This is a genomic window from Limnobacter sp. (assembly GCF_964228395.1).
Classification (GTDB): Bacteria; Pseudomonadota; Gammaproteobacteria; order Burkholderiales; family Burkholderiaceae_B; genus Limnobacter.
Genome location: NZ_CAXQZX010000056.1, coordinates 1 through 14,570 on the forward strand (window position 1 = coordinate 1; position 14,570 = coordinate 14,570).

Annotated in this window: 16 protein-coding genes; 3 read left to right on the forward strand and 13 right to left on the reverse strand. The window is 54.8% G+C overall.

Annotation, left to right across the window (positions count from 1 at the left end):
- The 7 genes from ACEQU8_RS04665 to ACEQU8_RS04695 form a co-directional block, all read right to left on the reverse strand.
- A partial coding sequence (locus ACEQU8_RS04665; RefSeq protein ID WP_370261853.1) for a dihydrodipicolinate synthase family protein occupies window positions 1-441 on the reverse strand: 441 nt, incomplete at its 3' end.
- Window positions 438-1,040 carry a class I SAM-dependent methyltransferase gene (locus tag ACEQU8_RS04670; protein WP_370261854.1) on the reverse strand — a complete coding sequence of 201 codons (603 nt, stop codon included), beginning with the start codon at window positions 1,038-1,040 and terminating at the stop codon, window positions 438-440. The genes ACEQU8_RS04670 and ACEQU8_RS04665, both read right to left, overlap by 4 nt.
- A 1-nt stretch (window position 1,041) precedes the next feature.
- On the reverse strand, window positions 1,042-2,244 hold the full coding sequence (locus tag ACEQU8_RS04675) for a tryptophan--tRNA ligase (protein WP_370261855.1): 1,203 nt from the start codon (window positions 2,242-2,244) through the stop codon (window positions 1,042-1,044).
- A gap of 6 nt (window positions 2,245-2,250) precedes the next feature.
- On the reverse strand, window positions 2,251-2,907 hold the full coding sequence (locus ACEQU8_RS04680; protein WP_370261856.1) for a site-2 protease family protein: 657 nt from the start codon (window positions 2,905-2,907) through the stop codon (window positions 2,251-2,253).
- Complete coding sequence (locus ACEQU8_RS04685; RefSeq protein WP_370261857.1) at window positions 2,907-3,563, reverse strand: L-threonylcarbamoyladenylate synthase; 657 nt, start codon at window positions 3,561-3,563, stop codon at window positions 2,907-2,909. The genes ACEQU8_RS04680 and ACEQU8_RS04685 overlap by 1 nt, the downstream gene beginning before the upstream one ends.
- 12 nt (window positions 3,564-3,575) lie before the next feature.
- Window positions 3,576-4,451, reverse strand: coding sequence for a 3',5'-nucleoside bisphosphate phosphatase (locus ACEQU8_RS04690; RefSeq protein ID WP_370261859.1), 876 nt, complete (start codon window positions 4,449-4,451; stop codon window positions 3,576-3,578).
- 16 nt (window positions 4,452-4,467) lie between these two features.
- Entirely contained in the window at window positions 4,468-5,298 is an 831-nt protein-coding gene (locus tag ACEQU8_RS04695) for a ferritin-like domain-containing protein (protein WP_370261860.1), read from the reverse strand.
- Between the two features lie 67 nt (window positions 5,299-5,365).
- Between ACEQU8_RS04695 and ACEQU8_RS04700 the strand changes: the two genes are divergently transcribed.
- Both ACEQU8_RS04700 and ACEQU8_RS04705 read left to right on the forward strand, forming a co-directional pair.
- Window positions 5,366-5,890, forward strand: coding sequence for a gamma carbonic anhydrase family protein (locus tag ACEQU8_RS04700; protein ID WP_370261861.1), 525 nt, complete (start codon window positions 5,366-5,368; stop codon window positions 5,888-5,890).
- 1 nt (window position 5,891) lies between these two features.
- Window positions 5,892-6,803: an Hsp33 family molecular chaperone HslO gene (locus ACEQU8_RS04705; protein WP_370261862.1), complete on the forward strand. Its 912-nt coding sequence runs from the start codon at window positions 5,892-5,894 to the stop codon at window positions 6,801-6,803.
- A gap of 13 nt (window positions 6,804-6,816) precedes the next feature.
- On the opposite strand, the gene ftsB is transcribed toward ACEQU8_RS04705, so the two are convergent.
- The 6 genes from ftsB to ACEQU8_RS04735 all read right to left on the reverse strand — a co-directional run bounded on the left by ftsB (window position 6,817) and on the right by ACEQU8_RS04735 (window position 12,474).
- Window positions 6,817-7,122, reverse strand: a complete 306-nt coding sequence (gene ftsB, locus ACEQU8_RS04710; RefSeq protein WP_370261865.1) for a cell division protein FtsB — start codon at window positions 7,120-7,122, stop codon at window positions 6,817-6,819.
- Window positions 7,123-7,162: 40 nt separating this feature from the next.
- On the reverse strand, window positions 7,163-8,446 hold the full coding sequence (gene eno / locus ACEQU8_RS04715) for a phosphopyruvate hydratase (protein ID WP_370261866.1): 1,284 nt from the start codon (window positions 8,444-8,446) through the stop codon (window positions 7,163-7,165).
- 55 nt (window positions 8,447-8,501) lie between these two features.
- A complete protein-coding gene (gene kdsA / locus ACEQU8_RS04720; protein ID WP_370261868.1) occupies window positions 8,502-9,359 on the reverse strand; it encodes a 3-deoxy-8-phosphooctulonate synthase in 858 nt (285 codons plus the stop codon).
- Between the two features lie 29 nt (window positions 9,360-9,388).
- Entirely contained in the window at window positions 9,389-11,035 is a 1,647-nt protein-coding gene (locus ACEQU8_RS04725) for a CTP synthase (protein WP_370261869.1), read from the reverse strand.
- A 79-nt stretch (window positions 11,036-11,114) separates the two neighbouring features.
- The gene (locus tag ACEQU8_RS04730; protein ID WP_370261871.1) at window positions 11,115-11,756 is read right to left on the reverse strand and encodes a 3-oxoacid CoA-transferase subunit B; all 642 of its coding nucleotides are present in this window, start codon (window positions 11,754-11,756) and stop codon (window positions 11,115-11,117) included.
- Window positions 11,757-11,772: 16 nt separating this feature from the next.
- Entirely contained in the window at window positions 11,773-12,474 is a 702-nt protein-coding gene (locus ACEQU8_RS04735; RefSeq protein WP_370261875.1) for a CoA transferase subunit A, read from the reverse strand.
- Between the two features lie 215 nt (window positions 12,475-12,689).
- Here ACEQU8_RS04735 and ACEQU8_RS04740 point away from each other — a divergent pair, with 215 nt between their 5' ends.
- On the forward strand, window positions 12,690-14,342 hold the full coding sequence (locus ACEQU8_RS04740) for an electron transfer flavoprotein-ubiquinone oxidoreductase (RefSeq protein WP_370261873.1): 1,653 nt from the start codon (window positions 12,690-12,692) through the stop codon (window positions 14,340-14,342).
- Window positions 14,343-14,570 lie beyond the last annotated feature (228 nt).

Genomic DNA, 14,570 nt, shown 5'->3' on the forward strand with positions numbered 1-14,570 from the left:
CGTGGCATGGGCCATGTCGGCCACTGTGCGGCCGGGCACGTTGTAAAGTACCACTGGCAAATCCACCGATTCGGCCACTTTACGCATGTGCTGGTAAATGCCCTCCTGGGTGGGCTTGTTATAGTAGGGCACCACCTGCAAACTGGCCGCAGCGCCTACTTTTCGAGCGTATTCGGTCAGCTCAATGGCTTCGGTGGTGGAGTTGCCGCCGGTGCCCGCGATCACGGGAATTCGGCCAGCGGCTTGTTCAACAGCCACGCGCACCAATTCGCAGTGCTCTTCAACATCCACAGTGGGTGACTCACCGGTGGTGCCCACGGCCACGATGGAATCGGTGCCCTGCTCTACATGCCAGTCAATCAGTTTGCGGTAGCTGTCGTAATCCAGCGAACCGTCTTCAAACATCGGCGACACAATCGCAACAATGCTACCAGTGATCATTTCGTCCCTTCGTGAAAGAGTGTTTTCGTTCCAGATTGTATCTCAGACCAAGCACCAGAAATGAACAGCCCCCGTTGAATCATGGCGGGGCTGGGCTGAGTGCGCAGCCCTTGCTCAAATTTAAGAACATGCAGCCCCTTGGACAGTTCCAACAATTCATTGGCGGCCAGTAAAAACTCGGGGCGGCGAGGCGAACCAAACTCGGCGTTGCCATCCATGAAGGTTTCGTATACCAACAGTCCGCCTTGCGGCGCCAAATTGTCGAGCAAGGCTGGAAAATGTGGACGATGCAAGTAGTTGGTCACCACCACCACATCATATTGTTGACCTTGCAGGGGCCAGTGATCCAGCTCCAAGTCCATCAATTCAAATTGAATATTTGGATGAGCCAAAGGCACCACAGGCTGCTGCCGATCCACGGCATGCACAACAAAGCCTCTCTGTGCCAACCACACTGCATGCCTGCCCGCCCCACACGCCAGGTCAAGCGCGCGGGCGCCCGCCGCACCCGCTGGCCGGCCTTTTAGCCATTGTTCAACCCCGCTGCACACCCACGGTGAAGGACTTAAGCCCGCATGCTGTTGGTCTTTGGCCGTCATATCAGGAATAACTCAAGCCCATGGCCTTGCGCACATCCACCATGGTTTGGTCGGCGTACTCACGGGCCTTGGCGCAACCGTCATGGATAATCCGCTTCACCAAGGACGGGTCTTCGGTGTACATCTGCGCCCGCTCGCGCATGGGTGTGAGTTCAGCAACCACCGAGTCAATAATGGGGGCTTTGCATTCAAGGCAACCAATGCCTGCGCTGGTGCAACCAGCTTTTACCCACTCTTTGGTGGCGGCGTCGGAATACACTTCGTGCAGCTGCCACACAGGGCACTTCTCGGGATTCCCGGGATCGGTGCGCCGAACCCGCTGCGGGTCAGTGGGCATTCGGCGAATTTTCTGGGCGATGTTGTCAGGTGTTTCGCGCAGCGAGAGAGTGTTTTGGTAGCTCTTGGACATTTTTTGTCCGTCCAGCCCGGGCATTTTTGAGGCCTCGGTCAGCAGTGCCTTGGGCTCGGCCAATATCATCTTGCCGCCCCCCTCCAGGTAACCATACAAACGCTCACGGTCGGAAGCGCCCAAGCTTTGGGATTCTGCCAACAACGCTTTGGCCTGCGCCAAGGCGTCTGCATCACCCCTTTCTTGGAATGCATTGCGCAACTCCAAGTAGGCTTTCATGCGCTTGCCGCCCATTTTTTTAGCGGCTTCAAGCGCCTTTTCTTCAAATCCGGGTTCACGGCCATACATGTGGTTAAAGCGGCGGGCAACCTCCCGAGTCAGCTCGATGTGAGGCACCTGGTCTTCACCCACAGGCACCTGGGTGGCCCGGTAAATCAGGATGTCAGCCGACTGCAGCAGCGGGTATCCCAAAAAACCATAAGTGCTCAAATCTTTTTCACTCAGTTTTTCTTGCTGGTCTTTGTAGGTGGGTACTCGCTCCAACCAACCCAAAGGCGTGCTCATCGACAGCAACAAGTGCAATTCAGCATGCTCTGGCACGCGCGATTGAATAAACAAGGTGGCCTTTTCGGGATCAACCCCAGCGGCCAACCAGTCCACCACCATGTCCCACACATTGGCCTCGATGACCTCGGGCGTGTCGTAATGCGTGGTGAGTGCATGCCAATCGGCCACAAAAAACAGACAAGGAAACTCATTTTGCAGCTTAACCCAGTTTTTAAGCACGCCGTGGTAATGCCCAAGGTGCAACAAGCCGGTTGGGCGCATGCCCGACAATACGCGTTCAGATGACATGATGAATCAGAAGTTAAACAAGACAGACAACACCCCCCAGCCCACGCCGACGACTGGCTGTATCAACATGGGGAGCACGTTCAGAAACAGAAGCGCAATCAGGATGATCATGCCATAGGGTTCTGTTCTGCTGAAACTGTACGCTGCAGAACTGGGCAACAGGCTGAACAGAATTCGCCCCCCATCCAAAGGCAATATGGGCAATAGGTTTAAAGCTGCCAGCACCAAATTCACCACAATACCGGCCTTGGCCATTTCTACAAAAAACGGCTCGGTAAACCCGGTGCCAAGCTGAAATTTCAACAGAATGGCCCACAGCATGGCCATCAAAAAGTTGGCCCCTGGTCCGGCGAAGGCCACATAACGGATGTCACGTTTTGGGTTGCGCAAGTTACCAAAATTCACAGGCACGGGTTTGGCCCATCCAAACAAAAAGGCACCCACGCCCATCAAGCTGGAAGATACCAATATGGCAACCGGCACCAGAATGGTACCCACTGGGTCGATGTGTCGAATGGGGTTGAGCGTGATCCGCCCGGCTAACATGGCAGTGTTGTCCCCATAACGGCGAGCCACGTAGCCATGTGCCGCCTCGTGAAGGGTAATAGCAAACAACACGGGCAAGGCGTACACAGCGATGGTTTGGATAATTGATGAATCCACTACAACGACTCCTGCTCGTCAATATCAACTGGCTCCAATGCCCCGCTCAACGGGCCGGCGCCCACGCGCACCACCAGGGGGTTTTCAGCGGTCCAGTCAATCACAGTGGTTGGAAAAGCACCGCAATACAGGCCATCGTCTACGATCAAGTCCACCTCATTGCCCACTGCTTCCTGAGCCTCCCAGCCGCTGCGGGCTGGCTCAGCCATACCGGCCAACTGCAAGGTGCTCGCAATCAATGCCCCCTCCGTGTGACTTAAAATTTCTTGCACCACCGGGTGGGCAGGCACACGCAAGCCAATGGACTTTTTGGAGGGGTGAGACACCCGCTTGGGCACTTCTTTGGTGGCTTCCAAAATAAAGGTGTAAGGCCCAGGGAATACCGATTTCAATAAGCGGTATTGCACATTGCTCACTTTGGCATAGCTGCCCAAGTCGCTCAGGTCTTTGCAAAGCAAGGCCAAGTGCTGCTTTTCTGAAATTCCTTTCAAACGCCGCAAGCGTTCTACAGCGGCTTTGTCATCAAGGTGGCACACCAAGGCATAACAACTGTCCGTGGGAATGGCTGCGATGCCGCCTGAGTTGATCAACTCGGCCGCCTGCTTACACAACCGCGCTTGTGGGTTTTCGGGATGAACGTTGAAGTACTGCGCCAAATGGAATCCTGATTAACTGAACCGCTTGGCCCAATTATCCCAGATTGGCACGCATCCATCGGGCAATTGGGGCAATTCACCAAGATTCACTCTGGATTCTTCCGGGCCATGGAAGTCAGATCCCCGAGATGCCTTCAGCCCCGAGCGCAGCGATCGCCGGGCATATTCTCGGTATTCATCAACCGTGTGGCTGCCAGTCACCACCTCAATACCCACGCCACCCAAACCGATGAACTGCTCGATCAACTCATCCATTTGCATGGGACTTAAGCTGTAGCGGCCCGGGTGGGCAATCACCGGCAAACCATTGGAATCCAAAATCCACTGAACAGCCTGTGGCAAGCTGGCCCATTCGTGCGGCACGTAACCGGGCTTGCCCGGTGTCAGAAAACGCTCAAACACCTCTCGCACTTCCAGGCAAACGCCACGCTCCACCAAATGCCTGGCAAAGTGCGTGCGGCTAATTAGAGCCGGGTTGCCCACATACTTTAACGCCCCCTCGTAGACGCCCTCAATGCCCACCTTTTCAAGCTGGCGGGACATCTCCATGGCGCGCTCGGTCCGCCCGCTACGCACACTGGCCAAGCCCTGCTCAATGGCAGAGTCGCGATAATCGATCATGAGACCAACAATATGCAAGGTGTTGCCCATCCAGGTAACCGACACTTCCACCCCGGGCACAAAAAGCATGCCATGCGCTTTGGCAGCGGCCTCGGCGCGGGCAAGTCCACCTACCTCATCGTGGTCAGTAAGCGACCACATCTGCACGCCATTGGCAGCGGCGCGGGCAGCCAGCTCCTCGGGCGTCAGCGTTCCGTCCGATGTGGTTGAATGGCAATGCAGGTCAGCATTGATCAAATGCGGGTCGTTCCAGTTCAAATCAAGCATCTTTTTTACACATCCTTTATGCCCCATTGTGACCCGATTGACCGGTTTGTGCCACCTCCAGTTGCATCAGCCAAGCCAACTCGTCTTCAGAAAACCCCGCTTGAGCACGCGCCTCAAAATTAAAGGGGGAGCGGGGTTGCGGGGCCAGATAGCGTTGCAAGCAATCTTCAAAAGCCTCGATGGCTTGCAGCCCCTGCACCTCGCATTGGTGGTTGAACCACTTGTTGCCAATGGCGACATGGCCAATTTCATCGCGCAGAATAATGTCCAGCACCTCGGCGCTGGCCATATCACCGGCGCTGGCCAATTTGTTGCGAATGGCGGGGGACACATCCAGCCCACGCGCTTCCAGAAGCCGGGGCACCAAAGCAAGCCGAGCCAGCAGGCTGCCCGCGGTTTTTTCGGCCATTTGCCACAAGCCATCATGGGCCGGGTACTGCCCATACACCACATCGTAATCGGCCATGCGTTGGCACAACAAACCATGGTGGTAGGCTTCTTCTTTGGCCACTCCCAACCAATCGAGGTAAAACTGCGCAGGCAAACCAGCAAAGCGCACCACGGCATCCAGGGCCAAATTGATGGCATTGAATTCAATGTGCGCCAAGGCATGCAGCAACATGCCTCGGCCCACTGCTTCGCCCACCCCACGCGAGGGCACGTGCCGGGGGTGCACAAGCTGCGGGTTTGCGGGGCGTCCCAGTTCGGCGGTCAGATTAAGGCCAACATCCAGTGGCCATGCCGGGTCTATGGCAGCCACGGCCTTCATTTTTTCGTCGGGATCTTGCAGGCGCAAAGCCGCTTGCGCGGCACGTCTGATCTCGATGGCGGGTGGGCATACTTCCATGGCAAAACCGCAAACACATTCAACCGTGATATTTTAAAACAAGCACCCACAACCCAAGGAGACCCGCGTGGCGAAGTATTCAATTGATGGGCACAGCCCACAAGTGCACCCCTCAGCCTATGTGGCCGAGATGAGCAGCGTGATCGGCAAAGTGAGGCTGGATGAACACACCTCGGTGTGGGATTTTGCGGCCATTCGTGGCGACAACGAGCTGATTCACATCATGCAAGGCAGCAACGTTCAAGAAGGGGCTGTACTGCACACTGACATTGGCTTTCCCATGGTGGTGGGTCAAAACGTCACAGTGGGCCACCAAGCCTGCCTGCATGGCTGCACCGTGGGCGATGGTAGCCTGATCGGCATACGCGCAGTGGTGTTGAACGGCGCAAAAATCGGAAAACACTGTATCATCGGCGCCGGCGCATTGGTGACCGAGGGAAAAGAGATTCCCGAACGATCTTTGGTGGTGGGCTCACCCGGTAAAGTCATTCGCACCCTGAGCGACGACGACGTAGCCAAAATGATCGGCGCCCAGTTTTATGTGATGAAGGCCAAGCTGTTTAAAGAAAAGCTGCAAAAAATCGACGATTGACATGACCGACACCTTAAGAACACTGATTTTTGAAAACGCCAGTTGCCGTGCGCAGATGATCCATTTGGACAATGCGTGGCAAAACATCGCCAGCCACAACCATCACCCCACACCGGTCATGACCGTGCTTGGTGAATTGGTTGCAGCCAGTGCGATGTTGTCGGCATCACTGAAGTTTGAAGGGTCTCTGATTTTGCAGATTCAGGGCGATGGCCCCATTCGCTTGCTGGTGGCCGAGTGCAACAGCCGCTTGGGTTTGCGCGCCACCGTCAAACTTCGAGAGGGTGCCCACATCCCCGACGATGCCAGTTTTATGGACCTGGTCAATGCGCAAGGCAAGGGGCTGTGCGCCATCATCCTGGACCCACGCAACCGCATGCCAGGCCAATCGCCCTACCAGGGAATCGTGCCACTCACCGGGCAATCGGTTGCCAGTTCTTTAGAAGCATACATGCACAGTTCTGAACAACTGGAGACCAAGCTGGTGCTCAACGCCAACGCTCGGTTGGCAGCCGGGCTCATGCTGCAGCAAATGCCCTTGGACGGCGGCAAGGGCGCTGGCCCCAACCATGACCCGGATGGCTGGTCACGCCTGTGTGCTTTGGCGCAAACCTTGCAAACCGATGAACACTTGAACACCGACACCTTTGAGCTGGCCAAGCGGCTTTTTTGGGAAGAAGCACCGGGTGTGCTGGCCGAACGCAAAGCGCATTTTGAATGCACCTGCTCTCGCGAAAAGGTGGGGGCGATGCTAATTACCCTCGGCCAAGATGAGCTAAACGACGCCTTAAGCGAGAACCCTGTGGTGGAGGTGCAATGCGATTTTTGCAACGCGAACTACCAATTTACGGCTGAAGATTGCAAAACACTGTTTGAAGGCGGGGAGCCACCCGCCTCCAATACCTTGCACTAGGCGTTTTTAAAGCTTACTGCGTCGGCGCTTGATCAGCAGCTTGAGGTTCAATGAGCTGGATGAACACCTCGCCTTGCTTGATCATGCCAAAATCATTACGAGCACGCTCCTCAATGGCTTCTACGCCCTCGGTGAGGCTTCGTACATCGCCTTCCAGTTGCTGATTGCGCAGACGCAACGCCTCGTTGACCTGTTTTTGCTGAGCAAGTTGGTCTTCTAGCTCATTGACACGCAATATGCCCCCCTTGCCCAGCCACAAGGGGTACTGCAGCAAGATCAACAAGCCCAACAACACCAAAGAAATCAGCCTGGGATTCATATACAAAAAGGCCCCGCATCGCGGGGCCCCCTTCATGCCATTAGTCCAGGTTGTAGAAGGCTGCGCGGCCTGGGTAGTAAGCAATATCGCCCAGGTCCTCTTCGATGCGCAACAACTGGTTGTATTTGGCGATACGGTCAGAGCGGCTCATTGAACCAGTCTTGATCTGCATGGCATTGGTGCCCACAGCAATGTCGGCAATGGTGCTGTCTTCGGTTTCGCCCGAACGGTGAGAGATCACCGCGGTGTAACGCGCACGCTTGGCCATTTCAATGGCTGCGAACGTTTCAGTGAGCGTACCAATCTGGTTGATCTTGATCAAAATCGAGTTCGCGATTTTTTTCTCAATGCCTTCAGACAAAATTTTGGTGTTGGTAACAAACAGGTCGTCACCCACCAGCTGCACCTTGCGCCCCAGCGTTTTGGACAAATAGGCCCAGCCGTCCCAATCGTCTTCGGCCATGCCGTCTTCAATCGAGATGATGGGGTACTTGTTGCACCAGCTTTCCAGCAGGTGGGCAAATTCCTGAGAGCTCAGTTCCATCCCTTCGCCATCCAGCTTGTACTTGCCGCCCTTGTAGAACTCGGAAGCCGCACAATCCAGCCCCAACGCCACTTGCGTGCCTGGCTCAAACCCGGCGGTTTCAATGGCCTGAATGATCATTTGGATGGCTGCCTCGTGGTTGGCCACAGAGGGAGCAAAACCACCCTCGTCGCCCACAGCGGTGGACATGCCTTTGTCGTGAATAATTTTTTTCAGGGCGTGGAACACTTCCGCGCCGTAGCGAATCGCTTCACGGAAAGATGTCGCCCCCACCGGCAGAATCATGAACTCTTGCAGGTCCAGGTTGTTGTTGGCGTGTGCGCCACCGTTGATGACGTTCATCATGGGCACAGGCAAGCTCATACCGCCCATGCCACCAAAATAGCGGTACAGAGGCAAGCCAGTTTCCTCAGCAGCAGCGCGAGCCACGGCCATGGAAACAGCCAAGGTGGCGTTGGCACCCAAACGGCTCTTGTTTTCAGTGCCGTCAAGGTCGATCAGGTTTTGATCCAGAAACACCTGTTCCTGAGCATCCAGACCCAAAATGGCCTCAGAAATTTCTGTGTTGATGTTCTCAACCGCCTTCAACACGCCCTTGCCCAGGTAACGAGACTTGTCGCCATCACGCAGCTCAACGGCCTCGCGCGTGCCAGTGGAGGCACCAGAAGGCACTGCCGCACGGCCCATGGCACCGCTTTCCAGCAGCACGTCACATTCCACGGTGGGATTGCCGCGGGAATCAATCACCTCACGACCAATCACATCAACAATTGCACTCATAATTTCCTCTTGGATGGATATAAATAATGGTTTGGCTCTGGGGCATTCGGGCGTTTTAAGCCATTAAATCTTGTTCTGCCAAAGGCCCGCTTTTAACCAAGCGATCCAGTGCTTGCAACGTTTGCAGCAAAGCCTTCATGCGAGGCAGTGGCCAGGCATTGGGGCCATCTGACATGGCCTTGGCGGGGTCTGGGTGGGTCTCCATGAACAGTCCAGCAACCCCAACACCCACAGCCGCGCGCGCCAGTACGGGCACAAATTCGCGCTGACCGCCGCTGGCTGTGCCCTGCCCGCCCGGCAACTGCACGCTATGCGTGGCATCGAACACCACGGGGCAGCCGGTGTTGCGCATAATGGCCAAGCTGCGCATATCTGAGACCAAATTGTTGTAGCCAAAACTCACACCACGCTCGCAGACCATGATGTTGTTGCCATCATCGCCGCTGGCGATGCTGGCTGCACGGGCTTTTTCAACCACGTTTACCATGTCGCCCGGCGCCAGAAACTGCCCTTTTTTGATGTTCACGGGTTTGCCACAAGCGGCCACAGCCTCAATAAAGTTGGTTTGACGACACAAAAATGCCGGGGTTTGCAACACATCAACCACTGAAGCCACAGGCTCAATTTCTTCAATTTCGTGAACATCAGTGAGCACAGGCACATCCAACGCTTTCCGAACATTCTCAAGAATCGACAATCCCTTGTCGATGCCCAAGCCCCGGAAGCTCTTTCCCGAACTACGGTTGGCCTTGTCGTATGAGCTTTTGTAAATGAAGGGGATCCCAAGGCTTTGAGTGATTTCTTTCAATTGGCCTGCCGTGTCCATGGCCATTTGCTCAGACTCAATGACGCAAGGGCCAGAGATCAAAAAGAACGGTTTATCCAAACCCACATCAAAGTTGCAAAGTTTCATGCTCGGAATCTCCTTCAAGTGGACTCAGCTTACAACGCCTTGGTTTGTTTGTGTGCCAGCGCAGCCTTGACATACGCCAGGAACAGGGGGTGGCTGTCCCGCGGTGTGCTGGTGAACTCTGGGTGAAATTGGACCCCAATAAACCAAGGATGTTCAGGCAATTCCATGATTTCTGGCAAGTCTTCCGTGGGGGTTCGAGCCGAAATGCGCAAACCTGCCGCCTCCAGTTGGGGCACAAAATTGTTGTTGACCTCATAGCGGTGGCGATGCCGCTCGTTGACCTCGGCGCCATAGATCGACTCGGCCAAAGTGCCGGGCAGAATCGGGCAGCGCTGTGAGCCCAGGCGCATGGTGCCCCCCAGATCTGACTGATCAGTGCGAACCTCGGTCTTGCCGGTGGAGTCTTTCCACTCGGTGATGAGCGCCACCACAGGTGTTTCCGCCTGACTGTCGAACTCAGTGGAGTTGGCCTTGGGCAAACCGGCGCAATGGCGGGCAAATTCGATGACCGCAAGCTGCATGCCCAAACAGATTCCGAGGTAAGGCACTTTGTTTTCGCGGGCAAAGCGAATGGCTGCAATTTTGCCTTCGGTTCCACGCTTGCCAAACCCGCCGGGCACCAACACTGCATCAAGTTTTTGAAGTCCTTCAGTGCCCTTGGATTCAAGTTCTTCGGAATCGATGTATTGAATATTCACACGGGTGCGAGTGTGCAAGCCTGCGTGGTTAAGCGCCTCAATCAAGGATTTGTAAGACTCGGTGAGGTCGACATACTTGCCCACCATGCCAATGGTAATGCTTTGGGTGGGGTTTTCTTGGGCATGAACAATTTCAGCCCAGCGCGACAAATCGGCCTTGGGTGCCTGGAAGCCGAGCTTTTCGACCACGATGTCGTCCAGCTTTTGCGCTTCCAGCATGGCTGGAATTTTGTAAATGGTGTCTGCATCCCACACCGAGATCACCGCCTCCAGAGGCACATTCGAGAACATCGAAATTTTGGCGCGCTCATCGTCGGGAATTGGTCGATCAGCCCGGCACAGCAGCGCGTCTGGATAAATACCAATTTCGCGCAGTTTTTGAACACTGTGCTGGGTGGGTTTGGTTTTGAGCTCACCCGCCGAAGGAATAAAAGGCACCAGCGTGAGGTGCACAAAACAGGCGCTGTTGCGCCCCAAGCGCAAACTCATTTGGCGTGCGGCTTCCAGGAAAGGCAAAGACTCGATGTCGCCCACCGTGCCGCCAATTTCTACAATGGCTACATCGGTTTCGCCGTTCCAGGCCGCGCGTGCGCCCTTTTCAACAAAGGCCTGGATTTCGTTGGTGATGTGAGGGATGACCTGAACGGTTTTACCCAAATATTCGCCGCGGCGCTCTTTGCGCAACACCGACTCGTAAATTTGACCGGTGGTGAAATTGTTTGCCTTTTTCATCTTGGCCGAGATAAAGCGCTCGTAATGTCCAAGATCAAGGTCGGTTTCGGCGCCATCTTCGGTGACAAACACCTCACCGTGTTGAAAAGGGCTCATGGTGCCCGGATCCACGTTGATGTAGGGATCGAGCTTAAGCATGGTGACTTTGAGGCCGCGGCTCTCAAGAATTGCGGCTAAGGAGGCGGCGGCAATGCCTTTGCCCAAAGACGAGACAACCCCGCCTGTAACGAATACGTATTTGGTCATGGTGCCAAGCGGCGCGAAGCGCGCAGTTGGAAACGGGAATTATAACCCGACCGCACTTGGCCCATGCCCAAGAACTTCGTTAAAACTGCAGTTGACACCCTGTTTTTTCTTGAAGCTCTTCTCGACTTACGCCGGGCGCCATTTCCAACACTTTTAGACCAGCCGGCGTAACATCCATCACCGCCAGGTCGGTGATGATGCGGTTCACCACCGCCTTACCAGTAAGAGGCAAATTACAGTCTTTCAAAATTTTCAGGTCTGTGGTGCCGTCTTTCTTTTTGGCCACATGCTCCATGAGGACGACCACCCTCGACACACCAGCCACCAAATCCATGGCACCGCCCATGCCTTTCACCAGCTTGCCCGGAATCATCCAGTTGGCCAGATCGCCTTTTTCACTGACCTGCATGGCGCCCAAAATCGCGAGGTTGATGTGCCCGCCGCGGATCATGGCGAACGACTCCGAACTGGAAAAAAAGGCAGAACCAGGCAAAGTGGTTACCGTTTGTTTGCCAGCGTTGATTAGGTCAGGATCAACTTGATCCTCATCAGGAAATGGGCCAATACCAAGCAGGCCATTTTCACTTTGAAGCATCACATTCATCCCGTCGGGAATGTGATTGCTCACCAAGGTGGGCAAACCAATACCCAGGTTCACATAAAAACCATCTTGTAACTCTGCAGCAGCACGGGCTGCCATTTCATCTCTTGTCCATGCCATGGTGTTGTGCTCCAAATCAGGCTGAAGTGCTGGTGGTACGCTTCTCAATCCGCTTCTCGGGATTGGCGTTCAACACCAGGCGTTGCACATAAATGCCGGGAGTGTGAATGAAGTTCGGATCCAAATCACCCACGTCGACCACTTCTTCAACCTCAGCCACTGTAAATTTAGACGCAGCGGCGCATTCCGGGTTAAAGTTGCGCGCGGTGAGTCGGTAAATCAGGTTGCCCGATTTGTCGGCCTTCCAGGCTTTCACCAAAGAAATATCAGCGGTCAAACTGTGCTCCAGCACATAGTTTTCGCCGTTGATCACGCGAGTCTCTTTGCCCTCTGCAATTTGAGTACCAAAGCCGGTTTTGGTGAAAAAAGCAGGAATACCTGCCCCACCCGCGCGCAGCTTTTCAGCCAATGTGCCCTGAGGCGTGAACTCAAGCTCCAATTCACCGCTTAAATATTGGCGCTCGAACTCTTTGTTCTCGCCCACATAGGAAGAGATCATTTTGCGGATTTGCCGGGTTTCCAGCAGCCGGCCCAAACCAAATCCATCTACGCCGGCGTTGTTCGAAATCACCGTAAGATCTTTGGCACCCGACGCACGAACCGCTTCAATGAGGGCCTCTGGAATTCCACACAAGCCGAATCCACCCACGGCCAGGGTCATGCCATCTTTGATTTTGTCGGCTAGTGCCTCGGTGGCGCTGCCCACCAGTTTGTTCATTCCCATGTCCAATGTCCTTATGTTTTAGGTTTTGTGGCCATAGTGTACCTTCACAGAATACACAGTTTTTATGCTGCGGCGCACAAAAAGCAAGTTTGTCAGACTAGAGATCAAAGTCAACTATTTTTTCCTGATATGCAATAAGCTTTCGGCTTAAAATCCAAGCTGAGCTTGGCTTGCACTACAAATTGCGAACATTGAAGGAGACGCACGCAATGTTGGATGTCGAACGAGACATGATGGAATACGATGTGGTGGTGGTTGGAGGAGGCCCCGCTGGCCTGTCCACAGCCATTCGCTTGAAGCAACTGGCCGCTGAGAAAGGCCAGGAAATCAACGTGTGCGTGCTGGAAAAAGGTTCCGAGGTGGGCGCGCACATTTTGTCAGGTGCGGTCATGGACCCACGCGCCATCACAGAGCTTTTCCCGGATTGGAAGGAGCGTGGCGCGCCTTTAAATACCGCAGTCACCGAAGATCAATTTTTATTCCTCACCGAAAAATCGGCCAAAAAGGTACCCAACGCACTGTTGCCAGAGTGCTTCCAAAACCACGGGAATTATGTCATCAGCTTGGCCAACGTGGTGCGTTGGTTGGGTGAACAGGCCGAAGCGCTGGGCGTGGAAGTGTTCCCTGGTTTTGCAGGGGCGGAGGTACTCTACGACGACAAAGGGGCGGTCAAAGGCGTACAGACTGGCGACATGGGCATTGGCAAAGATGGTGAACCCACACATGCCTATCAACCCGGCATGGAATTGCACGCCAAATACACCGTGTTTGCCGAAGGCGTGCGTGGTCACCTGGGCAAGCGCGTGATCGAAAAATACAACCTCAATGAAGGCCGGGACCCCCAGGTGTATGGCATCGGCCTGAAAGAACTTTGGGAGATCGACCCCGCAAAACACAAACCCGGCCTGGTCATCCACTCTGGTGGCTGGCCTTTGGATTCCAGCACCTACGGTGGTTCGTTCCTGTACCACCTGGAAAACAACCAGGTGGCTGTGGGCTTTGTGGTCGGCCTGGCCTACGACAACCCCTACCTCTCGCCGTTTGAAGAATTCCAGCGATACAAAACACATCCAGAAATTCGTAAATACTTCGAAGGTGGCAAACGCATCGCCTACGGCGCCCGGGCCATCGCAGCTGGCGGCTTGATGAGCCTGCCAAAGTTGGTATTCCCAGGCGGTGCCTTGGTGGGTTGCGATGCGGGTTTTCTGAACGCATCACGCATCAAGGGCAGCCATGCCGCCATCAAGAGTGGCATGCTGTGCGCCGAGGCGATTGCAGACGCTCTGGCGCAAGACCGCGCAGGTGACGAACTGGAAGCCTACCCCAAGGCCTTCCACGACTCATGGCTATTTGACGAACTCTACCGCGCGCGCAATTTCAAACAGTGGATGAGCAAAGGCCTCTACACCGGTACCATGATGGTGGGCATCGAGCAAAAACTGTTTAAAGGCAAAGTGCCTTGGACCTTGCATCACAAACATGCAGACCATGAATGCCTGCGTCCTGCAGCCGAGTTTGAGCCCATCAATTATCCCAAGCCTGATGGAAAGATCACTTTTGACCGCTTAAGCTCGGTGTTCATCTCCAACACCAACCACGAGGAAAACCAACCTGCGCACCTTACACTGAAAGACGCAAGCGTGCCCGTGTCGGTGAACCTGAGCAAATACGCGGGCCCTGAGCAGCGTTACTGCCCCGCGGGTGTGTACGAGTACGTAAAAAAGGACGATGGCGTAGATCAGTTGCAGATCAATGCGCAGAACTGTGTGCACTGTAAAACTTGTGACATTAAAGATCCCACGCAGAACATTGTTTGGATCACCCCGGAAGGTGGGGGTGGACCCAATTACCCCAACATGTAAAGCGTCACCAACCGCCGGCCAGACCGGCGGTTTTTTTTGACCTGTTTGATGGCACCTGTTGGTGCTGGAATGGCACAGGTCGCTGAGCCTGGGATCAGCCGTTTGTTCCGTTGATTGCGCAGCGTGTTGGTGCTGGAATGGCACCGACCCCTTGGCCTGGGATCAGCCCGTTTCTCCCTTCTTGTCCCTTCCGAGGGGGCATGCAAGGCGAAAATGTCGCCATTGCAT